This window comes from Pseudonocardia ailaonensis (assembly GCF_039531635.1).
Lineage (GTDB): Bacteria > Actinomycetota > Actinomycetes > Mycobacteriales > Pseudonocardiaceae > Pseudonocardia > Pseudonocardia ailaonensis.
This window is the reverse complement of sequence record NZ_BAAAQK010000003.1, coordinates 586,418-611,218: the sequence shown is the minus strand read 5'-3', so window position 1 is coordinate 611,218 and position 24,801 is coordinate 586,418. Positions and strand designations below refer to the sequence as shown.

22 protein-coding genes are annotated in these 24,801 nt (G+C 74.2%); 15 read left to right on the top strand and 7 right to left on the bottom strand.

The features are described from left to right. Positions 1-263: 263 nt before the first annotated feature. Positions 264-2,345 carry an aminodeoxychorismate synthase component I gene (locus ABD324_RS05555; RefSeq protein ID WP_344413021.1) on the top strand — a complete coding sequence of 694 codons (2,082 nt, stop codon included), beginning with the start codon at positions 264-266 and terminating at the stop codon, positions 2,343-2,345. Between the two features lie 403 nt (positions 2,346-2,748). Here ABD324_RS05555 and ABD324_RS05550 read toward each other — a convergent pair whose 3' ends face one another. Next, positions 2,749-4,248 (bottom strand): carboxyl transferase domain-containing protein, encoded by a 1,500-nt coding sequence (locus tag ABD324_RS05550; RefSeq protein WP_344413018.1) that lies wholly within the window; start codon positions 4,246-4,248, stop codon positions 2,749-2,751. Positions 4,249-4,353: 105 nt separating this feature from the next. On the opposite strand from ABD324_RS05550, the gene ABD324_RS05545 reads away from it, so the two are divergent. From ABD324_RS05545 to ABD324_RS05525, 5 genes are all read left to right on the top strand, one after another. After that, a complete protein-coding gene (locus ABD324_RS05545; RefSeq protein WP_344413015.1) occupies positions 4,354-5,844 on the top strand; it encodes a sensor histidine kinase in 1,491 nt (496 codons plus the stop codon). 50 nt (positions 5,845-5,894) lie between these two features. Beyond that, complete coding sequence (locus ABD324_RS05540) at positions 5,895-7,169, top strand: MFS transporter (protein ID WP_344413013.1); 1,275 nt, start codon at positions 5,895-5,897, stop codon at positions 7,167-7,169. Between the two features lie 66 nt (positions 7,170-7,235). After that, on the top strand, positions 7,236-8,441 hold the full coding sequence (locus tag ABD324_RS05535; protein WP_344413011.1) for a cysteine desulfurase-like protein: 1,206 nt from the start codon (positions 7,236-7,238) through the stop codon (positions 8,439-8,441). A 243-nt stretch (positions 8,442-8,684) separates the two neighbouring features. Next, entirely contained in the window at positions 8,685-9,491 is an 807-nt protein-coding gene (locus ABD324_RS05530; protein ID WP_344413009.1) for an amino acid kinase family protein, read from the top strand. Between the two features lie 13 nt (positions 9,492-9,504). Then, positions 9,505-10,257 (top strand): amino acid kinase family protein, encoded by a 753-nt coding sequence (locus ABD324_RS05525; RefSeq protein ID WP_344413007.1) that lies wholly within the window; start codon positions 9,505-9,507, stop codon positions 10,255-10,257. A gap of 123 nt (positions 10,258-10,380) precedes the next feature. Here the strand turns inward: ABD324_RS05525 and ABD324_RS05520 are convergent, their stop codons facing one another. Then, positions 10,381-11,043 carry a response regulator transcription factor gene (locus tag ABD324_RS05520; protein ID WP_344413005.1) on the bottom strand — a complete coding sequence of 221 codons (663 nt, stop codon included), beginning with the start codon at positions 11,041-11,043 and terminating at the stop codon, positions 10,381-10,383. Beyond that, entirely contained in the window at positions 11,040-12,212 is a 1,173-nt protein-coding gene (locus ABD324_RS05515; RefSeq protein WP_344413002.1) for a sensor histidine kinase, read from the bottom strand. Before ABD324_RS05515 ends, ABD324_RS05520 begins: the two co-directional genes overlap by 4 nt. A gap of 208 nt (positions 12,213-12,420) precedes the next feature. On the opposite strand from ABD324_RS05515, the gene ABD324_RS05510 reads away from it, so the two are divergent. Beyond that, positions 12,421-12,933, top strand: coding sequence for a DUF1707 SHOCT-like domain-containing protein (locus ABD324_RS05510; protein WP_344413000.1), 513 nt, complete (start codon positions 12,421-12,423; stop codon positions 12,931-12,933). A 42-nt stretch (positions 12,934-12,975) separates the two neighbouring features. Here ABD324_RS05510 and ABD324_RS05505 read toward each other — a convergent pair whose 3' ends face one another. Next, positions 12,976-13,608, bottom strand: coding sequence for a class II aldolase/adducin family protein (locus tag ABD324_RS05505; protein ID WP_344412998.1), 633 nt, complete (start codon positions 13,606-13,608; stop codon positions 12,976-12,978). A 257-nt stretch (positions 13,609-13,865) separates the two neighbouring features. Here ABD324_RS05505 and ABD324_RS05500 point away from each other — a divergent pair, with 257 nt between their 5' ends. After that, a complete protein-coding gene (locus ABD324_RS05500) occupies positions 13,866-14,720 on the top strand; it encodes a L,D-transpeptidase (RefSeq protein WP_344412995.1) in 855 nt (284 codons plus the stop codon). An 11-nt stretch (positions 14,721-14,731) separates the two neighbouring features. After that, entirely contained in the window at positions 14,732-15,622 is an 891-nt protein-coding gene (locus tag ABD324_RS05495) for a hypothetical protein (protein ID WP_344412993.1), read from the top strand. An 89-nt stretch (positions 15,623-15,711) separates the two neighbouring features. Here the strand turns inward: ABD324_RS05495 and ABD324_RS05490 are convergent, their stop codons facing one another. Both ABD324_RS05490 and ABD324_RS05485 read right to left on the bottom strand, forming a co-directional pair. Next, a complete protein-coding gene (locus ABD324_RS05490) occupies positions 15,712-16,668 on the bottom strand; it encodes a DNA polymerase domain-containing protein (RefSeq protein ID WP_344412991.1) in 957 nt (318 codons plus the stop codon). Between the two features lie 31 nt (positions 16,669-16,699). Then, positions 16,700-17,110: an ATP-binding protein gene (locus tag ABD324_RS05485; protein WP_344412989.1), complete on the bottom strand. Its 411-nt coding sequence runs from the start codon at positions 17,108-17,110 to the stop codon at positions 16,700-16,702. Positions 17,111-17,339: 229 nt separating this feature from the next. Here ABD324_RS05485 and ABD324_RS05480 point away from each other — a divergent pair, with 229 nt between their 5' ends. From ABD324_RS05480 to ABD324_RS05470, 3 genes are all read left to right on the top strand, one after another. Next, positions 17,340-19,745 carry an HAD-IC family P-type ATPase gene (locus tag ABD324_RS05480; protein WP_344412987.1) on the top strand — a complete coding sequence of 802 codons (2,406 nt, stop codon included), beginning with the start codon at positions 17,340-17,342 and terminating at the stop codon, positions 19,743-19,745. 535 nt (positions 19,746-20,280) lie between these two features. After that, positions 20,281-20,829: a MarR family winged helix-turn-helix transcriptional regulator gene (locus ABD324_RS05475; protein WP_344412985.1), complete on the top strand. Its 549-nt coding sequence runs from the start codon at positions 20,281-20,283 to the stop codon at positions 20,827-20,829. A 471-nt stretch (positions 20,830-21,300) separates the two neighbouring features. Next, positions 21,301-21,717 carry a hypothetical protein gene (locus ABD324_RS05470; protein WP_344412983.1) on the top strand — a complete coding sequence of 139 codons (417 nt, stop codon included), beginning with the start codon at positions 21,301-21,303 and terminating at the stop codon, positions 21,715-21,717. A gap of 143 nt (positions 21,718-21,860) precedes the next feature. Here the strand turns inward: ABD324_RS05470 and ABD324_RS05465 are convergent, their stop codons facing one another. Further along, complete coding sequence (locus tag ABD324_RS05465; RefSeq protein WP_344412981.1) at positions 21,861-22,229, bottom strand: hypothetical protein; 369 nt, start codon at positions 22,227-22,229, stop codon at positions 21,861-21,863. Positions 22,230-22,485: 256 nt separating this feature from the next. On the opposite strand from ABD324_RS05465, the gene ABD324_RS05460 reads away from it, so the two are divergent. From ABD324_RS05460 to ABD324_RS05450, 3 genes are read left to right on the top strand one after another with little or no spacing between them, the layout of a single operon-like run. Beyond that, complete coding sequence (locus tag ABD324_RS05460) at positions 22,486-23,727, top strand: hypothetical protein (protein ID WP_344412979.1); 1,242 nt, start codon at positions 22,486-22,488, stop codon at positions 23,725-23,727. Then, positions 23,724-24,239 (top strand): roadblock/LC7 domain-containing protein, encoded by a 516-nt coding sequence (locus ABD324_RS05455; RefSeq protein ID WP_344412977.1) that lies wholly within the window; start codon positions 23,724-23,726, stop codon positions 24,237-24,239. Before ABD324_RS05460 ends, ABD324_RS05455 begins: the two co-directional genes overlap by 4 nt. Further along, the gene (locus ABD324_RS05450; protein ID WP_344412975.1) at positions 24,236-24,799 is read left to right on the top strand and encodes a MarR family winged helix-turn-helix transcriptional regulator; all 564 of its coding nucleotides are present in this window, start codon (positions 24,236-24,238) and stop codon (positions 24,797-24,799) included. The genes ABD324_RS05455 and ABD324_RS05450 overlap by 4 nt, the downstream gene beginning before the upstream one ends. Positions 24,800-24,801 lie beyond the last annotated feature (2 nt).

Sequence of the window (24,801 nt, the reverse complement as noted above, 5' to 3'; positions counted from 1 at the left end):
CCAGATCCCCACACTTCCCCCTCATGTCACCCGGAGTCACATGCGTCACACACGATGACACGAACCCCAGGGTCATCATGCCAACACCGGGCGTCGCGAAAAACCGCTTTCGATTGCGATTCGATTGCAAACGCGGAAATCACTCGGACGGCCCAGGTAATGGTTCGTGAGGGATTGTCCGAATCGGATTATCCCACATGTCCCGGTCGTGACCTGCGCCCGGAGCGCTTCCCCCCGGCCCGGCGAACCGCGATGCTCGCCCTGTGATCGCACCCGCCGGCACCGTGCTCCGCCGTTCGGCCGGCCGGACCCGGCCGCTCGAGGCCGTGTCGTGGTCGCTCGCCGGGCGCGTTTCCGCTGATCTGACGGTCGCGGAGGCGGCGCGGCGGCTCGCGGGCCACGAGCGGGTGACGGCGTGGTCCGGATCATGGTCGACGGGGGACCTGCTGACCTGCGACCCGTCGCACAGCGCAGTCGGGGGCGCCGATCCGTTCACCGTTCTCGCCGACGTCCCGGCCGCTGTCCGGGCACCGCGGGGGAGCGCGGTCGTGGGCGGCGGCTGGTTCGGCTGGATCTCCTTCCCGGCCTCGGGGGAGGCGGCGTTCCCGCGGTGGTCGCTCGCCTGGTACCCGGACGTGGTGCGTCGCGGCCCGTCCGGCTGGGTCTACGAGGCCCTGCTCGGACCCGGCGGTCTCGACGAGGAGACGGCGAAGGCCCGGTGCGCGTCGCTCGTCGGCGACCTGAACCGGCCGGCCGCCGTCGAGCCGGCCTCGCTCGAGGTCCTCGGGATCCCGGACCGGACCGCGCACTCCGTCGCCGTCGAGGAGTGCGTGCGCGCGATCCGCCGCGGCGAGATCTACCAGGCCAACATCGCCGGTCACCTGGACCTGCGCCTGCACGGCTCGCCGCACGACGCCTGGGCGAGGCTGGTCGAGCGGCACGCCCCGGCACGCGCGGCCCTCGTGGCGGATCCCTCCGGCGCCGCGGTGAGCGCGAGCCCGGAGCTGTTCCTGCAGCGCAGCGGGCGGGAGGTCCGGACCGTCCCGATCAAGGGCACCCGGCCCCGCACGGGCGGCCCCGCGGACGCGGCCGAGCGGGCCCGGCTGGCGGGATCGGCGAAGGACGCCGCCGAGAACGTCATGATCGTCGACCTGATGCGCAACGACCTCTCCCGCGTGTGCCGCACCGGCACCGTCCGGGTCCCGCGGCTGCTGGAGGTCGAGCCGCACCCCGGCGTGTGGCACCTGGTGTCGGAGGTGCGGGGCACCCTCGAGGACGGCCTCGACGACGCCGACCTCCTCCGCGCCACCTTCCCGCCCGGCTCGGTCACCGGCGCCCCCAAGATCCGCGCGGTCTCGGTCATCGAGACCCTGGAGCCGCGGCCCCGCGGCCTGTTCACCGGCGCGCTCGGCTTCGCGAGCCCCCTCGCGGGCCTGGAGCTGAACGTCGCCATCCGCACCCTCGAGGTCGCCCCGGACGGCATCGCCCGCCTCGGCGTGGGCGGCGGCGTCACGGTCGACTCCACCCCGGTCGAGGAGTGGGCGGAATGCCTCACCAAGGCCGCCCCGATCCTCACCACCCTGCAACCCCCCGCGAGTCGGCACTTTCGGGAGGCCGAATGCGACGTTCCGGTAGGCCCGGACCCGTCCCGGCCGGACACCGGCTCGCCCGCCCTGTTCGAGACCGTCCTGGTGGTCGGCGGCCGCCCCCAGCGCCTCGCCGACCACCTCGCCCGGCTCCGCCGCTCCTGGTACGAGCTCACCGGCACGCCCGTCCCCGGCGATCCCGCCGCGGTGCTCACCGAGGCGGTCCGCGACCTGCGGGGCCCCCATCGCGCCCGCCTCGACCTCGCGCCGGACGGCACGCTGTCGGTCACGAGCGCTCCGTTCACCCCGGTGCCGCTCGCCGAGCAACCGGGCCTGGTCCTGCGGGTCCGCCGGACGGCGCAGTGGCGCCGCCACAAGCTCGCCGAGCGCGCCTGGCTCGACGCCCACGAGGCCGCGGTCGCCCCGGACGAGACGCCGCTGCTCGTCGACGAGGACGGCCGCGTCCTCGAGTCCACCCGCTCCTCGCTGTTCGCCCGGATCGACGGCACCCTCCGGACCCCACCCGCGGACGGCCGGATCCTCCCCGGTATCGCCCGCCTCGCGCTCCTCGACGACGACCCGGAGGCCCACCCCGCCGTCGTGCACCTCGACGACCTGGCGAGAGCTGAGTCCGCCTTCCTCACCAACGCCCTCCGCGGCCCGCAGTGGATCCGTGAGCTCCGCGCCGAGAACGGCCACCCCCTCCGCACCTGGCCCCCGGAAACCCGCGAGTCGGCACTTTCGGGAGCCCGAATGTGACGTTCCGGTCGTCGGGCCCGCACCCGAACCCCACATGCAGGGGTTGACACCCCGAGAGCCCGGCACCCCGGTCCCGCGAGTCGGCAGTTTCGGTCGTCCGAACGCACATCTCGGGCGGCCGGCTACCCCGCGTCCGCACCTCGGCAGCCTCGGCCGGCCGGCCGGGGCGATCCGAGAGCCGCGCCGGGCATGACCGGGTGGAGCACGGCTCCGACGCTGCCCTCAACCCCTGGTCGCACCCTTCGGGGCCCCGTGGCGTGGCTCACTGCACGGCCGGACCTGCCGATGCGCCGACTCGTGGGCGAGGTCCGGACGACACGTCGCAGATGTGTGTTTCGGCCTCCCGAAAGTGCCGACTCGCGGGTTGGGGGGTGCCGGCGGGCTCGGGGCGGGGCGGGGCCGGTCAGCGGAGGCCGAGGGTGCGGTAGCGGCGGCGGCGCCGGACCAGGCGGTCGGTGGGGGACTGGGGGAGGAGGGCTCGCAGCTCGGACTCGAGCGCCTCCGCCACCCGGATCGCGAAGGGGCCCGGTTCGTCCGCGGCGTCCGGGAGCTCGTCGATGATCGTGTCGACGGCGCCCGCCCGGAGCAGGTCCACGCTCCGGACGTGCTGGGAGGCCGCGACGTCCGCCGCCTTGTCCGGGGTGCCGTGGACGATCGTGCTGGCGCCCTCGGGTGGCAGCGGGGTGAGCCAGCCGTGGCGGGCGGCGAGGACCCGGTCGGTCGGGAGCAGGGCCAGTGCCGCGCCGCCGGTGCCCTGGCCGAGCAGCACCGAGACCGTCGGCACCGGGAGCTCCGTCAGCTCGCCCAGGCAGCGGGCGATCTCCCCGGCCAGCCCGCCCTCCTCCGCCTCGACCGAGAGCGCCGCACCGGTCGTGTCGATCACCGAGACGACCGGCAGGCCCAGCTCCGCCGCCAGCCGCATCCCGCGCCGCGCGGTCCGCAGCGCGCCGGGGCCGAGCGGTGCCCGGGCCTGCGCCCGCCGGTCCTGCCCGAGCAGCACGCAGGCCACGCTGCCGAACCGGACCAGCGCGAGCAGCAGGCCGTGGCCCGACTCGCCCTCACCCGTCCCGGCCAGGGGGACGACGTCCGTGGCCGCATGCCGCAGCACGTCGCGCACCCCCGGCCGGTCCGCCCGCCGTGACCGTTCGATCGACGCCCAGGCGTCGGTGTCCGGGCCCTGCGGTTCCGCGCGGGAGGGCGCGCCCGGCGGCAGCCGCATCGGGTCGACCGGGTCGAGCATCGCGAGCACCCGCCCGGCCACCCCGGCGAGTCGTTCCGGCGCCAGCACCGCATCGACCAGGCCCTGGCGGTGCAGGTTCTCCGCCCGCTGTACGTCGTCCGGGAACTCCTCGCCGTGCAGCGCCGCGTACACCTTCGGCCCGAGGAACCCGATCAGCGCGCCGGGCTCGGCGACCGTCACGCTGCCCAGCGAGCCCCAGGACGCGAAGACCCCGCCGGTCGTCGGATGCCGCAGGTAGACGAGGTACGGCAGGCCCGCCGCCTTGTGCGCGGTGACCGCCGCGGAGATGGCCGCCATGCGCAGGAAGGCGATCGCGCCCTCCTGCATCCGGGTGCCTCCGGAGGCCGTGGCCGCGAGCAGCGGCAGCCGCTCCGCCGTCGCCCGTTCGATCGCGGCGACCAGCCGTTCGGCCGTCGCCACCCCGATCGACCCGGCGAGGAACCCGAACTCGCTGCACACCACCGCGACCCGGCGCCCGTCGATCCGGCCCTCCCCGGTGACCACGGCCTCGTCGACGCCGCTGCGCTCGTGGGCGGCGGCGAGCTCGGCGCGGTAGGCGGGGGTGTCGGCCGAGGGCGGGACGCCGACGGGGGTGGTGTCCCAGGAGCGGTACGAGCCGTCGTCGAGGACCGTGTCGAGCAACTGCCGGGAGCGAGGGGGCACCCGGTGGAGCCTAGGAGGCCGTGGGGCACACAGCTCACCCACAGACTGCGCCCAGACCCCCCACACGCCGACCTCACACAGTGGGGCCATGAGCACAGGGGCGCCATGAGCCGGCACTCGTTGCGCATGCGGCTGGTGGTGGCCGTGATGCTCCTGCTGGCCACGGTGTGCACGGTCGTCGGGATCGCGACGGCCGTCGCCCTGCGCCACTTCATGATCCAGCAGCTCGACACCGACCTGTCGTCGGCGGGCGGGCGGTTCGTCGCCATGCAGGACCACGGCGGCCCGGGCCCGGGTCCGGGCTACTCCGGGAACTTCCTGGGGCCCGCGCAGGCGCCCCGGACGATCGGCGTCACCGTCGTCGGCGGCACGGTGACCGGCGCCGAGATGACCGACCGCGGCGGGGTGGTCCGCGACGTGCCGGCCGACGCCCGGACCGCCCTGGCCGCCGTCCCCACGGACGGTCACCCGCACAGCGTCGACCTCGGGCCCCTCGGCACCTACCGTGTGCTCGCCTCCGTCGACCGGGAGGGGACGGTGCTGGTGGTGGGCCTGCCGCAGGCCGACGTCGACCACCTCACCGTGCTCCTGGTGGCAGCCGAGGGCATCGTGATCGTGCTGGCGCTCACCGGCGCCGGGATCGTCGGGGCGATCGCCGTGCGGCGCGAGCTGCGGCCCCTCGAACAGGTGGCGGAGACGGCCGGGCGGGTCTCCGCGCTGCGCCTCGACAGCGGCGAGGTGGACCTGTCCGAGCGGGTGCCGGCCGAGCACACCGACCCGCGCACCGAGGTCGGGCAGGTCGGCGCGGCCCTGAACCGCATGCTGGACAACGTCTCCACCGCGCTCGACGCCCGGCACGCGAGCGAGGTCCGGCTGCGCCGCTTCGTCGCCGACGCCAGCCATGAGCTGCGCACCCCGCTCGCCGCCATCCGCGGCTACGCCGAGCTCACCGCGCGGGACCGCGCGCTGCCGCCGGAGGCCGCGCACTCGTTGTCCCGCATCACGAGCCAGGCCGAGCGGATGACCACGCTGGTCGAGGACCTGCTGCTGCTCGCCCGCCTCGACGCCGGCCGCCCGCTGGAACGCGCTCCCGTCGACCTCTCCCGCCTGGTCGTCGACGCCGTGTCCGACGCCGGCGCGGCAGGCCCCGGCCACCGGTTCCGGCTGGACCTGCCGGACGAGCCCGTGGTCGTGGTGGGCGACGCGGCGCGGCTGACCCAGGTCGTCACCAACCTGCTGGCCAACGCCCGCACCCACACCCCGCCGGGCACGGAGGTGGTCGTGGGACTCACCCCGGTGCCGACGGTCGGCTCCGCCGGCTGCGCCTCCGGCCGGCTCACGGTGACCGACACCGGTCCCGGGGTCCCTCCCGAGCTGAACGTGTTCGAGCGCTTCGCCCGCGGCGACGGCTCCCGGTCCCGCATCCACGGCAGCACGGGGCTGGGGCTCGCCATCGTGCAGGCCGTGGTCGAGGCGCACGGCGGCCGCGTGCACCTGGACAGCCGGCCGGGCCGGACCGTCTTCACCGTCGAGCTGCCCGGGGTGTCGCCGGAGCCCGACACCCGGCCGCTCCCCCTGCTCGCCCTGCAGGAGTAGCTGCCCGGACGTAGTCTCCGCGCACCAAAAGTCCGGATCGGGGGCGGGGAATGACCGAGACGAGAACCGACGCCTCCACGAAGCGCAGGCTCCCGGTGCGGATGCTCGTCGCGGCCTCCATCGGCAACGCCGTCGAGTGGTACGACTGGACGATCTACGCGACCTTCTCGATCTATTTCGCGACGCAGATCTTCCCGCCGGGCAATCCCGCCCTCGCGCTCGTCTCCACCCTGGCCACCTACGCGCTGGCCTTCTTCTTCCGCCCGCTCGGCGGCTTCGTCCTGGGCCGGTTCGCGGACCTCCACGGCCGCCGCACCGCCATGATGCTGACGATCCTGCTGATGGCGGGCGGTTCGCTCGTCATCGCCGTCCTGCCGACGTTCTCGCTGGTCGGCTGGCTCGCACCGGTCCTGCTGCTGCTCGCCCGGATCGCGCAGGGCATGTCGCTGGGCGGCGAGGTGTCCAACGCGAGCGCCTACCTCGGCGAGGTCGCCCCGCCTGCCCAACGGGGCCGGTACTCGTCCTTCTTCTACATCTCGACGGGGGCGGCCGTGCTGGTCGCGAGCGTGCTCGGCGTGGTGCTCTCCGGGACGCTGGACGACGCCGCGCTGGCGAGCTGGGGCTGGCGGATCCCGTTCGTGCTCGGCGGCGTGCTCGGCCTGCTCGGCCTGTGGCTGCGCCGGACGATCCCGGAGACCGAGCAGTTCGAGGCCAACAAGGCGACCGCGAAGAAGATCAAGAACCCCCTGCTGCTCACCCTGCGGGAGCACCCCCGGGCGGTCGGCCAGCTCGTCGGGTTCACGCTGCTCTCGACCCTCGCGTACTACACGTTCTTCTCCGCGATCACCCCGTACGCCACGAAGTCCCGCGGTGCCGACGCCTTCGACGTCTTCCTCGCGCTCTCGATCGCCACCCTGCTGTTCTGCCTGCTCCAGTACCCGATGGGCGTGCTGTCGGACCGCGTCGGGCGCAAGCCGCAGCTGCTGGTCTGGTCCGCGGCGACGGCGGTGCTGATCGTGCCGTTGTCGCTGCTCATCGGGCCGTCGCTGGGCGGCCTGGTGCTCGTGTTCTGCGTGGGTCTGGGCCTCTACACGGCGATGACGTCGATCGCGCCGGCGATCATGAGCGAGCTGTTCCCGACGGAGCTGCGGGGCCTGGGAATCGGCGCCTGGTACAACCTCACGGTCGCGATCTTCGGCGGCACCGCGCCGCTGATGATCCAGTGGCTGGGCGGCGCGTTCTTCTGGTACGTCGCCGGGGGCGCCGTGATCGCCTTCCTCACGATCCTGACGCTGCCCGAGACCAAGGGCACCGTCCTGCGCTGAGCCCCGTGAGTGGCAATCACTGCTCTGGCGACTATTGCCACTCACGAGGCGTGCGAGGGTGGGGGGATGGGTCACTCCTACGACGTCGCCGCACTGCGGGCCGAGTTCCCGGCACTGGCCGCCGGCACCGCACACTTCGACGGGCCGGGAGGCTCGCAGACCCCGGCGGTGGTGGCCCGGGCCGTCGCCGACGCGCTGACCTCCCCGATCGCCAACCGCGGGACCGTGACGGCGGCCGAGCGGCATGCCGACGGGATCGTGCTGAAGGCGCGGGCGGCGATGGGCGACCTGCTCGACGCCGATCCCCGCGGGATCGTGTTCGGCCGCAGTACGACCGCGCTGCTGTTCGACCTGGCCCGGACGCTGTCCGCGGCCTGGGGACCGGGGGACGAGATCGTCGTCACCAGGCTGGACCACGACGCCAACATCCGCCCCTGGGTCCTCGCCGCGGGATCCGTGGGCGCGACCGTGCGGTGGCTGGACTTCGACCCGGACACGACGGAGCCGGACGACGTCGCGACCGTCCTCTCGTCGCGGACGAAGGTCGTGGCGGTGACGGGCGCGTCCAACCTGGTCGGCACGAGGCCGCCGGTCGCCGCGGTCGCCGCGGCCGCCCGCGAGGCCGGTGCCCTGACCGTCGTCGACGGGGTGCACCTCACCGCGCACGCCGCGATCGACGTCTCCGAGCTGGGCGCGGACGTCTACGCCTGCTCGCCGTACAAGTTCTGCGGCCCGCACCTCGGCGTGCTCGCCGCGCGCCCGGAGCTCCTCGAGGAGCTGCACCCGGCCAAGCTCGCCCCGTCGTCGGACGAGGTCCCGGAGCGGTTCGAGCTCGGCACCCTGCCCTACGAGCTGCTCGCCGGCACCACCGCGGCCGTCGACTTCCTGGCGGGGCTCGCCGGCGCGCACGACGACCGGCGCTCCGGGCTGCTCGCCGCCATGGCCGCGATCGAGGCCCACGAGGAGCCGCTGCGCCGCCGCATCGAGGCGGCCCTCGCCGACCTGCCCGGCGTGGTCGTCCGGTCCCGCGCGGCCCACCGCACCCCGACCCTGTTGGTCGAGTTCGCCGACAAGAACCCCGCGGACGCCTACCGCTACCTCGCCGACCGCAAGGTCAACGCCCCGGCCAGCAGCTTCTACGCCCTCGAGGCCAGCCGCCGCCTCGGCCTCGGCGACACCGGCTCCCTGCGCATCGGCCTCTCCCCGTACACGGACGACTCCGACGTCGACCGCCTGCTCACCGGCCTGACCGACTTCGTCGGGCTGCGGTGAGTGGCGACCGAGCCCAGAGTCGGTCGTGAGTGGCAATGGTCGCTATGGCGACGATCGCCACTCACGGGATCGGGTGGTGCCGGGGATCACAATCGGGTCATCGGGGACGCGGCTGCGGAGCGGGTGTCGGCGCGTGCTCCGCGATGTCGGTTCTCGGCGCGGCGGGGGGCGGCGAGCGAGTGGCCGGGGTGTGCCCGGAGCCGCTACGGTCGCGTCCGTACCGCTTCTGACCTGGGGGTTCGCATGACAACCGCAGCTGCGCTCGGCGAGCTGCTCTACCGCCGCAGCCTCGACGATCCGGAGCTGCTCGCGGCCACGGATGCGGCTCCTGACGATCGCGTGCTGCCGGACGTGCACGTCCTCAAGATCGGCGGCCAGAGCCTGATGGACCGCGGCCGCGCCGCCGTCCTGCCGGTCGTCGAGGAGATCCTCGCCGCGCTGCCGGACCACAAGATGCTGATCGGCACCGGTGGTGGCACCCGCGCCCGGCACGCCTACGCGCTGGCCGCGGAGCTCGGCCTGCCCACCGGCGTGCTGTCCGACATCGGCTCCGCCGTCGCCGGGCAGAACGCGACGATGCTCGGCCACCTGCTCGCCAAGCACGGCATCCCCGTGGTCGGCGGGGGCGCGATGGCGGCACTGCCGCTCAAGGTGGCCGACGTCGGGGCCGCGGTGTTCGCCGGCATGCCGCCCTACGACATGTGGCAGCACGTCCCCGCCGAGGGTGTCATCCCGCCGTACCGCACGGACGCGGGCTGCTACCTGGTCGCGGAGAACTACGGCTGCCGGTCGATGATCTTCGTCAAGGACGAGGACGGGCTGTACACGGCGAACCCGAAGACGGACCCCGGCGCCGAGCTCATCCCGGAGATCACCGTGGACGAGCTGGTCGCCCGCGACCTCGCGGACCTCGTCGTCGAACGGCCGGTGCTGGACCTCATGCGGCACGCACGGTTCGTCCGCCAGATCCAGATCGTCAACGGGCTCAAGCCCGGCCTCCTCACCCGCGCGCTCGCGGGCGAGCACGTCGGCACGATCATCTCGGCCTAGGAGGAGGACGGACATGACCGACCACAACAAGGACGTCCCCTCGCTGCTGGCCCGCCAGACCCTGCTGAACCGGGACCTGGTGCGGCCCGTGACCGCCCGGCCCGTGGTGCGGCTGCTGCCGTGGCTCGATGTCGTCGTGATCGGCGGCTCGGTGATCGACCGCGGCCGCGACGCGCTGCTCCCACTGGTCGACGAGCTGCGCGGCGCCCTGGGCGACCACCGGATGCTGATCCTCACCGGGGCCGGCGTGCGCGCCCGCCACGTGCTGGGCGTCGGCCTCGACCTCGGGTTGCCGACGGGTGCGCTGTCCGGTCTGGCGGCCACCGAGGCCGAGCAGAACGGCCACCTGCTGGCGGCGCTGCTCGCCGCGGACGGGGTGTCCTACGTGCCGCACGGCACCGTCGCCCGCCAGCTCGCGGGGCATCTCGCGGCGAGCCCGGCGGTGGTGTCGAACGGGTACCCGCCGTACGGGACGCACGAGTTCCCGTCCCCGGTCGGCAAGATCCCGGTGCACCGCACGGACGCCGGCGCGGTCCTGCTCGCGGACGCCTTCGGGGCCCAGCGGCTGGTCTTCGTCAAGGACGCCGACGGCCCGGGCGGCCGGGTGCAGGCGAGCACCCCGGACCTCCCGGTGGACGCCCTGGCGCTCGACCTGCTCGGCACCACGAAGCACGTGCGCGAGTTCCGGATCGTCAACGGCCTGACGGTCGGGTCCCTGACGGACGCGTTGGCGGACAAGGACACCGGCACCGTTGTCCACGCCTAGCCGTCGAGATGAACCTCAGGCACCTTTCGACCATGATCGAATGTGCCTGACGTTCATCTCGGCGCGAGGCGACCGAGACCACGGGCCGGGCGAGCGACCCCCCACCTCGCCCGGTCCGTACCCTCACAGCCAGCCCGGCTTCACCAGGCCCGTCTCGTAGCCCAGGACCACCAGCTGGGCGCGGTCCCGCACCCCGAGCTTCACCATCGCCCTGCTGACGTGCGTCTTCGCGGTGGCGGGGGAGACCACCAGCCTCGCGGCGATCTCGTCGTTGGTCAGCCCGCCCGCGACCAGCGCCAGCACCTCGCGCTCCCGGTCGGTGAGGACGTCGAGGCGGTGGTCCGGGGCGGCGGGGCGGGAGCGCTGGGCGAACTCCTCCACCAGCCGTCGCGTCACGCCGGGGGAGAGCAGCGCCTCGCCGCCGTGGACCACCCGGACCGCGTGCAGCAGCTCCGCGGGCTCGGTGTCCTTGACCAGGAAACCGCTCGCGCCGGCGCGCAGGGCGTCGAAGATGTAGGCGTCCTCGGCGAAGGTGGTCAGCACGATCACCCGCGTCCCGGCCAGCCGTGGATCGGCCACGATGTCGCGGGTCGCGGCGAGCCCGTCCTTCCCGGGCATGCGGATGTCCATCAGCACGACGTCCGGGTTCGTGTCCCGGCAGACCCGGACCGCCGCGTCGCCGTCCTCGGCCTCCCCGACGACCTCGAGGTCGGCCGCCGAGCCGAGCAGCGCGCGGAACCCCGCGCGGACCAGCGCCTGGTCGTCCGCCAGCACCACCCTGATCATGCGTCCCCTCCGACCGGCAGGACCGCCGCGACCCGGAACCCGCCGCCGGGTGCGGGCCCGGTCTCCAGGGTGCCGCCCAGCGCCGTGGCGCGCTCCCGCATCCCCGCCAGCCCGTTGCCCTTGCCGGAACCGGAACCGGAGCCGGTGCCGGGCTGCGCGGCGGGTCCGCGACCGTCGTCGTCGACGAGGATCCGCACGGCGCCGTCCGCCCGCGTGATGCGGACGGCGGCGTGGCCGGCCCCGGAATGCTTGCGCACGTTGGTCAACGCCTCCTGGACGATCCGGTACGCGGCGAGGTCCACGCTCGGGGGGAGCGCCTCGGCGTCCACGGTGGTCTCCACGGTCAGCCCGGCGGCGGCGTTGTCCGCCACCAGCCGGTCGAGCACGGACAGGCCGGCGGTGGGGGCGGTCGGCGGCGCCTCGTCCACCCCGCGCAGCACGCCGAGCGTGGAGCGCATCTCGCGCAGCAGGTCCCGGCTCGACTCCTTGATCGTGGCGAGGGCGGCGCGGGCCTGCTCGGGATCGTCGTCGAGCAGGTAGAGGGCGACGCCGGCCTGCACGTTGATCAGGGAGACGTGGTGGCCGAGGACGTCGTGCAGGTCGCGGGCGATCCGCAGCCGCTCCTCGCCGCCCCGGCGCCGCAACGCCTCCTCCTCGGCCGCCCGCGCCTGCGCCTTGCGCTCGCGGCGCGCCCGCCACAGCTCGCAGATCGCGATGTAGGCGGCGAGCCAGGCCAGCAGCGGGATCGAGCCGGTCAGCACGCCCGTCCCGCCGCCGCGGACGGTGGCCGCCAGCGTGATCGCGGCGAGCACGCCCACGACCGTCGTGGAGTAGGCGATCATCCGGTGCCCGCGGATCACGGCCTGGGACAGGGCGATGAGGGTCGCGACGACCACCGGCCCCATCGGGTTGCCGAGCCCGATGTAGAGCAGGAAGAGGACGACACAGGCGACCAGCACGGCGGGCGGGTTCGCCTTGCGCAGCACCGTCAGCAGGTAGGAGACGACGATCAGCGCGATCCCGAGCCCGTCCGCCGGTTCGGGACGGGGCCCGAACCGCGGGAGGCCGATCGCGACCACGAGGGAGATCACCAGGAACACGGCGGGCAGCAGCAGGGTGTGGGGCACACCCTGCCAGGCCCGCGCCCACACCTCCCGCACTCGTGTCACGGCGGAGAACCTACTGCGACGGGTGGGGCCGGCGCGTCGCTCCGGCGGCGACCCGCCGCGTACTCCCCGGGGAGTACGGCGGTGTCCCCGGCGTCGGCCCGGGAGGCAGGACAGGTCCCGCCCGCGGGCCGACGCGCCCGGGGCCCCCGGACGGCAGCGTGGTGGACATCGCCGGCGGCACCCGCCGCACCGACACCCGGGGGATCCCATGGACGAGCACACCACCCACACCGAGCCGAGCACCGACCGGCCCACCGACCGGTTCGAGGCGCCGACCGCAGAGCCGACCACGCACCCGACCGCCGGACCGCAGCGCCGTCCCTACGCGGGCCCCGCGGGCATCCGCATCGCCGACGCCGACCGCGAGCAGGCGGCCGAGCGCATCCGCACCGCCGCGTCGGAGGGCCGCCTCACCCTGGAGGAGGCCGACGAGCGCCAGCACGCCGCCTACGCCGCCCGCTTCGCCGGTGACCTCACCGCCCTGACCTCGGACCTGCCTGCCCTGCCTGCCGTTCGCGAGCGCCGGGAGCTCACCCCGGACCAGCGCCGCCGGCTGCTGATCCACGCCGGCATCGGCGCCGCGTTCGCGCTGCTCTTCGTGGTGCGCTGGGTGCTCGGCCCGATCCCGATGTTCTGGCCGGCCGCCCCGATCTTCTGGATCGGCGTGAGCATCGCGGCCCACTACCTGATCACCACCCGGCGCCGCGCCGTCCGGGCCTGACCCCTCGTGAGTGCGGATGGTCGCTATGGCGACCATCCGCACTCACGGGTGTTGGCCGTAGTCGGACAGGGCGGCGGCGGCCTCGGCGAGCTCGGCGTCGCCCAGGATCGACGGCGTGCCCAGCTGCGACGCCCGGTGGTACAGCGCGCAGAGCCACTCCAGGAGCTCGGCGCGCTCGTAGGCCTGCGCGAGGGTCGCGCCGTACGTCGTCGCCCCGTGGTTGCGCAGCAGCACCGCGCTCCGGTCCTCGAGGGCCCGCACGCTGCCCTCGGCCAGCTCCGTGCTGCCGTACCGGGCGTAGGGCGCCACCCGGACCGGGCCGCCGAGGCGCATGACGAGGTAGTGGATCCCGGGCAGCTCGTCGGCCACCGTGGAGAGCGCGGTCGCGTGCAGCGGGTGCGTGTGGACGACGGCCGCGGCGTCGGTCGCCCGGTAGACGGCGAGGTGCATGGGCAGCTCCGACGAGGGCTCCAGCCCTTCGACGCTCCCGCCGACCAGGTCCACGACCGACACCTCCTCGGGTGCGAGCCGGTCATAGTCCACCCCTGTCGGCGTGACGGCGACGAGCTCCCCGCGTCGCTCGCTCACGTTCCCGGAGGTCCCGACGGTCAGCCCCGCCGCGGCCATCCGGCGGCAGCACTCCACGATCCGGACGCGTTCGTCACCCAGCAGCACGGCCCCAGCGTAGTCACGCTCCGTCGACCTGAACGAGCGATTGTCACTCTTCGTGGTGACCGCTCGGCGCCGGGTGATCGGGCGGACGGTCCGGGTTCGGCCGTCCACCGTGATGTTCGCCCCGCTGGGCGCAACTGAGCGCTACCGCGTTTCCACGCACCGTCACCTGATCCGGGGACACGTCGTTGCCCGGTCGTGCACGCGCCCCGTGAGACCTCCGCCACCCTCACCTCCCGCAACCGGGTCTGGTGAGCGGCGTGGCCAACCACACGCTGCCCCGGCCGCCTCGTACCCGTGCCCGCCGGACCTCCCGCGCCGTCCTCGTGGGGTGGGCGTCGCTCGGGGTGATCACGCTGCTCGCCGCGATCCTGGGCATCGGCCTGCTGGTCGGGGGTGCGCCGTCGCCCGTGCGGCCGGGCGGCGGATCGGCCACGCTCGCCGCCCCCGCCGTGGACGTCGCGTCGCTGCCCGAGAGCACGACCTGGACCAGCGTCGACGGGGCGCCCACCGATCCCGCGCCGGAGGGCCTCACCGACGGGCGGGTGGTGCACCCGGTGCGCGACACCGTCGTCCACGATGCCCCCGACGGCCGTCCGATCGCCCGGATGCCGGCGAAGCAGATCGGCGACACCTGGCTGCCCGTGATCGCCCAGCAGGGCTCCTGGATGCAGGTCCTGCTGCCCTCCCGTCCGGACGCCTCGACGGGCTGGCTGCCCGCGGCCGACGTGGAGTCGGCGGCCACGCCGTACCGGATCGCGGTGCACCTGAAGTCGCGCACGCTCGACCTCTTCCAGGACGGCACGCGCCTCGCCCGCTGGACCGTCGGCATCGGCAAGCCCTCCGCGCCGACGCCCACCGGGCGCACGTTCCTGCTCGGCGCCTTCAGCGACGACCAGCAGAAGTACTCGCCGGTGATCCTGCCGCTGGGCACGCACAGCCCGACGCACGACACCTTCGGCGGCGGCCCGGGGACCGTCGCGATCCACACCTGGCCGACGTCCGACGTGTTCGGCACGGCGACCAGCGACGGGTGCGTCCGCGTCCCCGCGGATGCGCTCAAGCGCCTCGCCCAGGTGCCGCTCGGCACCCTCGTCTCCATCGACAACGCCTGAAGGGACCACACGTGTTGACCTCGAAGTTCGCCGGTGCCGGAGCTGCCGCCGTGGGTGCCGCGACCGCCGCGGTGGTGCTGGTCCTCGGAGCCACGGGCGCGTCCGCCGAGCAGGGCCCCGCGCCCGTGCAGTCCCAGGCCCGGGCCTTCTCCGTCGGCGGGATGCTCGTGTCCTACGACTCCGACGCCGTGTCCTCCCGCGGCGACGACGACCCGCAGCGCTCGTTCGTCGCGTCCGCGGACCTGTCGAAGCTCGGCGTCGGGCTCTCGACGGGCGCGCTCACGGCCGAAGCCCGCGGCCACCAGGCGCAGACGACCGTCGCCGACCTGAAGCTGCTCACGGTGCTGCAGATGCAGAACGTCCGGACCTGGTGCAACGGTGCGGACGGCGGCTCGGCCGGCCTCGACTTCACCCGCGGCTCGCTGCTGGGCAAGACGTTCGCGGTGCCGGCCTCGCACCAGGAGCTGGGGAACTCGACGCTGATCAAGGTCGAGCTCGACACGGTCACCCGCGACAAGGGCTCGATCAGCGCGAAGGGTGTGGTGATCACCCTGCTCGGCGGGAACGACCCCGCCCGCACGCTCACCCCCACGGAGAAGGAGCTGGGCAAGGGCCTCGCGGGCCTGCTCGGCGCCCCGGCCAAGGCCCAGAACGCGACGACGGTCGGGTCCCTGCTCGGCGCCCTCGGCGTGAGCGCCGGCGCCCCGGGCGACCCGGTCCTGCAGGTCACGGTCGGTGCGGTGTCCTGCGCCCTGGAGGACGCCCCGGCGAAGGACGAGCCCACGACGACCGCCGTGCCCACCACCGACGAGGACGAGCCGGTGGCCCCGGCCACCCCGGTGACCCTGCAGACCGCGCCGACCCCCGAGGTCGTGCCGTACCGGCTCGGCGTCACCGGCTGACTACTCGTGAGTGGCGATGGTCGCTCTGGCGACCATCGCCACTCACAGGGGCCGGGCCCGCCCGCGGGGGAGGCGGGGCCGGCCCGTTCTCAGGTCTCGCCGCGCTCGCGGGCGCGCTTGCGGCGCTTGCCCTCGTGCATCGCCTGCACCCGGGCAATCGGGATCTCGTGGCCCTCGGCGACGAGGTCCGCGGGCAGCGTCTGCGGGGCCGGCTGGGCGTCGCGCCAGGGGTCGCCGGCCCCGATCAGGCCGGGGACGGTCGCGATCGTGAAGTCGCCCGGCGTCACCGAGCCCAGCTCGTCCCAGGCCACGGGGTACGAGACCGGCAGACCCGGCCGGATCCGCGGGCTGTAGGCGGCGACGATCGTGGCCCCGCCGGCCCGGGTGGAGTCCACGAAGACCTTGCCCTCGCGGTCCTCCCGCACGAACGCGGTCGTGGCGATCGACGGATCGAGGCGCTCGGTACGGGCCGCGAGGGCCCGGGTGGCCGCGGCGGCATCGTCGAACGCGGTGTCCCGCAACGGGACCAGGATGTGCACGCCCTTCGCGCCGCTGGTCTTCACCGCGCCCTCGAGGCCGGCGACGGCCAGCGCCTGCCGGACGAGCGTGGCCACGGCGACGACCGCGTCGAACCCCGCCCCCTCCGGCGGATCGAGGTCGAGCACCAGGTGCGCGGGCTCCGAGGCCCCGACGGTGAAGAGCCCCGGGTGGTACTCGACGGCCCGCTGGTTGGCGAACCAGAGCAGCGAACGCCGGTCGTCGACCAGGGCGTAGTGCACGTCGCGGCCGGTCTGCGAGCGGATCGTGGTGGTGCGCAGCCACTCCGGGGCGTACCTGGGCACGTTCTTCTGCATGAACGGCTCCTGCCCCGGCCGCACCCGGATCACCGACAGCGGGCGCTCCGCCAGCACCGGGACGATCCGGTCGGCGACGGCGTCGAGATAGTCGACGAGGTCGCGCTTGGTCTCCGGCCCGTCCGTCACCGGGGAGTCCAGGCTCGACAGCGCGACGCCCGCGCGTTCCTCGCTCGCACCCTTGGCAGCCACGCCGGGCATCATGGCAGGCGCGCCCCGGGGGTCAGCCCGCGAGCTCGGCCGTGACGGTCTTGCCCGTCCGGGCGCCCGCGGCGTGCAGCTCGTACCCCCAGGTCCGGCACACCGCCTGCACCACCAGCAGGCCGCGCCCCCGAGCGGCGGCGGGGTCGAGGTCCCGGGGCTCGGGCAGGCGCGAGGAACCGTCGCGGACGGCGATCCGGAGCACGCCGGGCATGCGCTCCAGGGAGATCTCGAAGGGCGTGCGGGCGTGGTCGACCACGTTCGCGGCCAGCTCGGTGACCACGAGCAGCACGTCCTCGGCCACGTCGGCGGCGATCTCCCAGGCGGCCAGGACCGGGGCGAGCCGGCGGCGCAGGCCGGCGGGGACGTCGGGTGCGGGGTCGTAGCTCCAGCGCACCGCCTCACGGCCGGGCGGGCGTGGCGGATCGGTCATCGTGGCGCCCTCCTCCCGGTCCGGTTCGGGCCCGGATACCCCGTGACACCGCAGGACATGCCCCGTCGGCCGGATGGACCGCGCGAGCAGGCCGCGTCACCCGGCCGGGGAGTCGGGTCCGGTCCGGGCTTCCGGGCGGGGCCGACACCCCAGTAGCGTTCGGACGCCCCGGCGCGAGAACACGAAGTCGGACGAATCCGGCGAACACCGGGCGAGGGGGACCGCAGGGATGTCGGACGTCGTGGGGGACCGGCCGCCGGGCCTGGCCGGGACGGGGCTCGCCGATCCCGGCGTGCTCGCGGACACGGGGCTGACCGCGGCGCAGGTGGCCGAGCGGGTCGCCGCCGGCCGGACCAACGCGGTCGACGCGCACACCAGCCGCAGCCTCCCGCAGATCATCCGGGCGAACGTCGTCACGCCGTTCAACGGGCTGCTGCTGGCGCTGTTCGTGGTCATCCTGGCCACCGGGCGCTGGCAGAACGGCCTGTTCGGCCTGGTCATCGTGGCCAACACCGCGATCGGCGTGTTCCAGGAGGTCCGGGCCAAGCGGACGCTGGACAAGCTCGCGGTGCTCAACGCGCCGCACGCGCGCGTGGTGCGCGACGGCGAGCTCAGCGAGATCGACGTCGACGGCGTGGTCGCGGACGAGCTGATCGAGCTCCGCTCCGGCGACCAGGTGCCCGCGGACGGCGAGGTCACGGCCTCCGCCGGGCTCGAGGTCGACGAGTCGCTGCTCACCGGCGAGTCGGACCCGATCGACAAGGCGCCCGGCGACCAGGTGCGGTCGGGCTCGATCGTCGTCGCCGGTCAGGGCCGGTTCCGGGCCACGGCGATCGGCGCGGAGGCCTACGCCACCCGGCTCACGGCCGAGGCCAAGAAGTTCACCAAGGTCTCCTCGGAGCTGGTCGGCGGCACGAACACGCTCCTGCGCTGGATCTCGCTGATGATGCTGGTCGTGGCGCCGCTGCTGGTGTGGAGCCAGTTCCGCAGCAGCGACACCGAGACCTGGCAGGACGGCGTGACGGGCACGGTCGCCGCCCTGGTCGGCATGGTCCCCGAGGGTCTGGTCCTGCTCACCAGCCTCGCCTTCATGCTCGGCGCCGTCACGCTCGCCCGCAAGCAGACGCTCGTGCAGGAGCTGCCGGCAGTCGAGGTGCTCGCCCGGGTGGACGTCGTCTGCCTGGACAAGACGGGCACCCTCACCCACGGCGACATCGTGTTCGACCGCCTGGTCACCGCGGACGACGCCGACGCGGAGGCCGTGCGCGAGGCGCTCGCGCTCTGCGCCTCCGGGGACGACGCGAACGCGACGGCCGCCGCGCTGGCCCCCGAGTTCGGCGGCCCGACCTGGACGACGGCGGCGGCGGTGCCCTTCTCGTCCGCCCGCAAGTGGTCGGCCTTCACCGCCGACGGACGGGGCACCTGGGTCTTCGGCGCCCCGGAGATGGTCTTCCCTGCCGGTGGCGGCCCCCTGCTGGAGACGGCGGGGGAGATCGCCTCGGAGGGCCGCCGGGTGCTGGTCCTGGCCCGCACGGACGCCGCGCTCGCCGGGGACGGCCTGCCCGCGGCCCTCGCCCCGCAGGCCCTGGTCGTGCTGGCCGAGCGGGTGCGCGCGGACGCCGCGGACACCCTCGCCTACTTCGCCGAGCAGGGCGTCTCGCTGCGGGTGATCTCCGGGGACAACCCGCTCACCGTCGGGGCCGTCGCCACCGCCGTCGGGCTGCCGGGGATCAGCAGCGCCGCCGAGGCCGTCGACGCCCGCACCCTGCCCGAGGACCCGGACGAGCTGGCCGAGGTCCTCGAGCACCACGCCGTGTTCGGGCGGGTCACGCCGCAGCAGAAGCGGGCGATCGTCACGGCCCTGCAGAGCCGCGGGCACGTCGTCGCGATGACCGGGGACGGCGTGAACGACGCGATGGCGCTCAAGGACGCGGACATCGGCGTCGCGATGGGCAACGGGGCCGCGGCCACCCGCGCGGTGGCCCAGCTCGTGCTGCTCGACGGCAAGTTCTCCCACCTTCCGGACGTCGTCGCCGAGGGCCGGCGGGTGATCGCCAACATCGAGCGCGCTGCGAACCTGTTCCTCGTCAAGAACGTGTACTCGCTGGTCATGGCGCTCGTGGTGGTCGCCACGGCCGCCGCCTACCCGCTCGCGCCGATCCAGCTCACGCTGATCTCGGCCGTGACCATCGGCATCCCCGGCTTCGTGCTCGCGCTGGGCCCCAACCGCCGCCGGTACGTGCCCGGCTTCCTCAACCGGGTGCTGCGGCTCGCCATCCCCGTCGGCGTGCTGATCGGCGCCGCGGCTTACGCCGGGGACCGGACGATCCGGGCGATCGACCCCGTCGGCGGGCTCACCGCCGGGCAGACGGTGGCCACGGTGACGGTGCTGGTGGCCTCCCTGTGGGCGCTGTCGCTGTTCGCCCGGCCGCTCGTCGCGTGGAAGGTCGGCCTGATCGGGCTGATGGCGCTCGTGGTGGTGGTGATCCTGGCGGTGCCGGCCCTCGGCCACGGGGTGTTCCTGCTGGACGTGACGTGGCTGCGGCTCGGCGTGGCGGTGGGTCTCGGCCTCGTGGCGGGACTGCTCGTGGAGCTGGTCGGTCGCGTGATGCTCCGCAAGAACCGGACGGCCTGAACGGCCCGTCCCGGGCGGCGCGGCGCCCCGGGGTGACGCGACTCACCTGATCGACTTGCGTCACCGCCGTCGGGGCGACATGTCACACCGTCCCGGACCCGGGAGTCGCACGGCTGCGCGACCCGGTCGGGTGAGTCCGGCACCGCTTCCCGGATCTCGTCGGCAGGTGGGATCGTCCGCTCCAGCGGACGAGAATCGGCAGGCCCGGGCGTTACCGGGAGATCACCCGGCTGATGCGGCGGAGTGTCCCGGGAACCCCCTCCCGACCTGCTGGACAACTGCCCAGATCCTCCCTAGTGGACGGTGGGTGGGCGCGATGGCCCTGCTACGCATCGTATTCCGCCTGCTGCGGATTGTGACGCAGAGATCATCCAGCGCCGTCGCCCCGGCCCGGCCGGCAGGTCGGGGAGGCCAGGCTGTGCTTCACTCGAATGCGCGTTCTCGCTGTGGACCGGTCGGGGGAGGGGAGTCCGGAGATGCAGAGTCGGAGGAATGACTGCGGTCACACGGGGCACCGGGTAGGGGGGCGGCCGCGGTGACCGCCGAGGACGGGGGTCCCCGGGAACGGGTCGCGGAGTCCGCGGGGTACCCGTACGCGGACGGGGACCCGCAGCCCGGGGGTGAGGGCCGGGGCGGCGTGGCGGACGGCATCGCGTGGCTCGGCCGGCGCCTGCACGGGGCCTGGGCGGGGACGCAGCGCACGCTCGAGGCGGCCGCGCTGCGCACCCGGATGCGCCCGTTGGAGATGCACGCACTGGTCGCGATCGCCGCCGCGGACGCCCAGGGGCGGCCTCTGACGCCCGGTGAGCTGTCGGTCGTCCTGCGCGTGAGCTCCGGCGGGGCGACCGGGATCGTGGATCGCCTGGTCCGGGCCGGTCACGTCCGCCGGTGTCCCGACGCCGGCGACCGCCGCCGGGTGTACCTGACCGGCGAGGAGCAGGGTCGCCGGCTCGCGGACGAGCTCGTCGCGACCGTGGGGTCGCGGTTCGCGGGGGTCCTGCACGGGTTCACCCCGGAGGAACTCGCCGTGGTCGATCGGTTCCTCACCGCGGTCGCGGGGAATCAGACGCTCGTCGGGAGCTGAGTATTCGGCCGGTGATCCGGACTTTTCGTCACGCCGGTCCCGCTAATCGCAGCGGCCTCATTCGTGACTCTTCCGGAGTGGTTTCTGGGTCGCCTACCGGCGATTTTCCGCCAGGCGGACCGACGCTCGCACCGAGCATCGCCTTAGGCCGTTCGCCGCAGCACCGGGTTTCCGGCACCGCCGGTGTCCCACCACATCGGACACTGGGTCGAGGCCCTGTCGCGCCTGTTCGTGGGGGGTGCGGGCGAGGAGCGACCAGCGTGTGGCTGATCGAGCACCGTCAGTTATCTCGCGAGGCGAACAACTTTGCGAGTCATTGATTCGAGCGGCGAGAAAGGCCTTGTCGAGGAATTCTCGTTCATTGAAAGCTTGACGTGGTCCGCCACCTCGGTAAGACTCCGACCGTCGCGCGTGCGTGTGCAAGCTCCCCCTTCTTGCGCGATGAATGTTCCCCGAGACACGAGGTTCCCTGTGAATCTGACGCAGGTCGTGGACACGGCTCTCAAGTCGTTCCGCCATGAGATCCCCGAGTACGTCGCCTCCGGCATCGTGGACATGTCCACGGGGATGCTGCTCGACGCGGACACCGTCGACGAGCACCCACGCGAGATCCTGGACGTGCTGGCCGCGGCCACCGCCGACCTCTTCCAGGGGCGCACCGTCACACAGGTCGAGCACATGTGGCGTGAGCGCCGCGGCCTCGAGCCCGGCGCGCACCACTACTTCCAGGAGATCCTGGTCAACAGCGACAGCCTCATCCACCTGTTCCTGCGGAGCAGGCACAGCCCCGACATCGTCGCGGCGGTCGTCTGCCGGCTGGAGGCCAACCTCGGCATGCTCCTGGCCCAGGCGCGCCAGGTGATGCGGGAGCTCGACGGGGCGCGGTGACTCTCCGGGGCGAATTCCGAGGGCCCGGGAGAAAGACCGGGATGGTACGGACTGCGGAATTCGGTGACCCCCGAAGAATCTCGCCAAACAAGAGGAAAAAGGGGCGCGACGCACGCGGCGTCGCGCCCCTGAAAAGCGTCTTCTCAGACGGTCAGCTGGCTTTCCACACGGCGCAGTTCGTGACGTGCCATGGCGAGGTTCGCGCGGCCCCGGTCGAGCGCGAGATAGAGGAACAGCGACGACCCGTGGGCGGAGTTCAGGAGGCGGATCAGGTGGTACTGACGGCCCAGCGTGATGAGGACGTCCTCGATCTCGTCGCCCAGGTCGAGCGAGGCCATCGTGCGCATCTTGGCCCGCACGACCTCGGTGTTCCCGGCAGCGGCCACCTCCAGGTCGAGGTGTCGGCCGCCGCCCATCGTGCCCAGTGCCATGCCGCTGTCGTAGTCGACCAGCGCGGCGCCGATCGCGCCGTCGATCTCCATTGCGCTCTTGAGTGCGGTCTCGATGTCCATGGCGATCCTTCGTCTCCGAATCGGTGGTCCCCGACCGGCGCGACGCTAACACACGTCCGGGGACACCGAATAACCATTCCGGCGGGGTGCGGTGAGGCCCCGGGAAAGGTGACGTAGGCTCACGCCAAAGCTGCTCGCCGGTAGTGGGGCAATGTCTGACGGGGGAGCCTGGGAATAGGTCCGGCCGCGCGGTTCGCGGAAGTGGTGGCGGGTGTGACAGCCGGCAAGCAGAGTCCGGCGGTGGGGAGGAACGGACGTGCGGACGGATGCTGAGGGGCTCCGGAACGTACCGACCGGGTCGGGGGACGAGGCGACGAGCGGCAACTGGGCGGCGGTGGCCGAGGCACTGCGGTCCCGGCGCGGTCCGGGCGCGGCGGCGGTGCACGTCGCCGGCCGGCCGGGCGGCCTGATCCGGGTGCGCGGCGGGCAGGTCGCGGGGGTGTGGACCACGGGATCGCCCCTGGCGATCCCGTCGCCGTCGCGCCGCGGCGCGCCACCGGCTCCCGGCGGCCCGCTGAGCCGGGCGGCCGTGGCGGACGCGCTCTTCGTGATCGCGGCCGGGCGGGTCGAGGGGGTCCGCGTCGAGGGGGACAGGCAGGAGATGCCGATCGAGGGCGGCCTGGAGGTCGACCGGGCGCTCGCCGAGGTCGAGCGCAGGCTCGGGGCGTTCGGCGCCCCGGAGGGGCCGCATCCGGAGGAGGACCGGCCGGTGGCGCTGTCGCGCGACGGCCACGCCGCCCTCACCCCCGGAGAGCGTGCGGTGCGGGGTCTGTCCGACGGTGGCCTCACGGTGCGGGACATCGCGTTCCTGCTGGACCGTGGCGTGTTCGGGGTGCTGCTCGACGTCGTCGCGCTGCAGGAGCGGGGGCACGTGCGGCTGGACCGGGGAACCGTCCCCGCGAGCGACCCGCCCTCTCCGGCAGCGTCCTCGTCGCCGGCCGTGTCCCCGTCGCCGGTCGTCGTGCCGGAGCCGGTCCGGACCACCTACTCGTCCGTGCGGGACCGGCGGGCGGCCTCGCTGACCCCGTCGTACCCGCTGCCGCCCGGCACCCGTCCTGCTCCCGTGCCGGCCCGGTGGGCGGCCCGGACCTCCGCGGCGGCCGGGGCGGCTCCCGGGACGCCGGGATCCGGTGTCCCCGTGCGGGGTCCGGCCCTGGCCGGCATCCCGGTCCGGACCCGTCCCCTCGCCGCCCGCCCACCGACGAGCACCGGGGACGTCGAGCGGACGATGGTCGTGCCGGTCCGCGTGCCGGCGTCCGAGGCGGAGTCCCGCGAGGGGGTCTCGGCCGCGCCGGCCTCCTCCGAGTCCGTCTCCGCCGAGGTCGTCCCCTCGGAGGTCGTCTCCTCCGGGCCCACCGCCCCCGGGACCGGCGCGCCGCGGGAGAACCGGGTCGTCTCCCTGTTCACCCGGCGCCGCGGGAGGCCGGGCCCGCCGCCGGATCCGGGCCCCCGGCCCGCGCTGCCCCGGCGGATCCTCGGCGAAGGAGCGGGCCGATGACCACCGGGACCACCCACGAGCACACGGACGGCCTGGCCACGGACCCGCACGGCCTCGCGGTCGTACCCGCGCAGCGCGACCCCCGGGACGTGCTCCGCGATCCCCGCGATCCCCGCGAGTTCGTGCGGGACGCGTTGCACATCGCGCTGAGCGAGGTCCTCGACGACGCGATCGGAGTGTCCGGGGCGCTCGTCGCGACGCCGGACGGGATGCTCGTGGCCTCGGACTTCCGGGGGATGGCGACCGGGGCGGGCGGGGCCGAGCCGGAGGTGGTGGCGGCGCTGTCCGCGGCGGCCGCCGGGCTCGGCGCCCAGTTCGCGAACGTCCTGCTGCTGGGCGAGGCGTCGTCGACCGTCGTGCAGGGGGCGCGCGGCTGCGTCGCCGTGCAGCAGCTCCCCGGGCGTGGCGTGCTGGTGCTCTTCGGCAACGACGGGCCGAACGTGGCCCGCCTGCACCTGGCCGCGCGCCAGGCCGTGCCGCGCATCGAGGCCGCTCTCCGGGAGGAGGCGTGAGCGGGGTGCGCGAGGAGGAACGCGGCAACGGACGGATGCCGGCCCAGCGGTCGGCAGAGGGTGCGGCGCTCACCGAGCACGCGATGCTCGCGGCGCGGGTGGGGGAGCGGCTGCACCGGCTGAGCATGGACGCCACCCGGCTCGTCGACGTCTATGCGCGTCGGCGCGGGATGCGCTCCGGAGACGTCCATGCGCTGCTGGCGATCCGGCTGGCGGAGCTCGGCGGGGAACCGGCCACGCCCGGCGACCTGTCGCACACCCAGCTGCTCACCTCGGGCGCGGTCACCGGGCTGGTCGACCGGCTCGTCCGCTCGGGCATGGTGCGCCGGGAACCCGACGCGGTGGACCGGCGCCGGGTGCGGCTGCGGGTCTCGGACGGGGGGCTCACCGTCGCGGGCGAGCTCATGGAGATGCTGGGCGCGCGCACGGACGGCGTCGCGTCGGCGTTCAGCATCGCCGAGCTGTCCGCGGTCGAACGGTTCCTCGGCGAGGTCGGAATCGCCACCACCACGATGCTGTGGGCGCTCGAGGCGCCGGACGTCGGCCGCTCCCCGAACTAGCT

Excerpts from the sequence above, each read along its gene's own strand:
- ABD324_RS05525 (WP_344413007.1), top strand. The coding sequence starts at position 9,505 with ATGACCGACCACAACAAGGACGTCCCCTCGCTGCTGGCCCGCCAGACC.
- ABD324_RS05535 (WP_344413011.1), top strand. The coding sequence starts at position 7,236 with ATGGGTCACTCCTACGACGTCGCCGCACTGCGGGCCGAGTTCCCGGCA.
- ABD324_RS05530 (WP_344413009.1), top strand. The coding sequence starts at position 8,685 with ATGACAACCGCAGCTGCGCTCGGCGAGCTGCTCTACCGCCGCAGCCTC.
- ABD324_RS05485 (WP_344412989.1), bottom strand. The coding sequence starts at position 17,110 with ATGACCGATCCGCCACGCCCGCCCGGCCGTGAGGCGGTGCGCTGGAGC.
- ABD324_RS05545 (WP_344413015.1), top strand. The coding sequence starts at position 4,354 with ATGAGCCGGCACTCGTTGCGCATGCGGCTGGTGGTGGCCGTGATGCTC.
- ABD324_RS05540 (WP_344413013.1), top strand. The coding sequence starts at position 5,895 with ATGACCGAGACGAGAACCGACGCCTCCACGAAGCGCAGGCTCCCGGTG.
- ABD324_RS05480 (WP_344412987.1), top strand. The coding sequence starts at position 17,340 with ATGTCGGACGTCGTGGGGGACCGGCCGCCGGGCCTGGCCGGGACGGGG.
- ABD324_RS05455 (WP_344412977.1), top strand. The coding sequence starts at position 23,724 with ATGACCACCGGGACCACCCACGAGCACACGGACGGCCTGGCCACGGAC.
- ABD324_RS05520 (WP_344413005.1), bottom strand. The coding sequence starts at position 11,043 with ATGATCAGGGTGGTGCTGGCGGACGACCAGGCGCTGGTCCGCGCGGGG.
- ABD324_RS05465 (WP_344412981.1), bottom strand. The coding sequence starts at position 22,229 with ATGGACATCGAGACCGCACTCAAGAGCGCAATGGAGATCGACGGCGCG.
- ABD324_RS05510 (WP_344413000.1), top strand. The coding sequence starts at position 12,421 with ATGGACGAGCACACCACCCACACCGAGCCGAGCACCGACCGGCCCACC.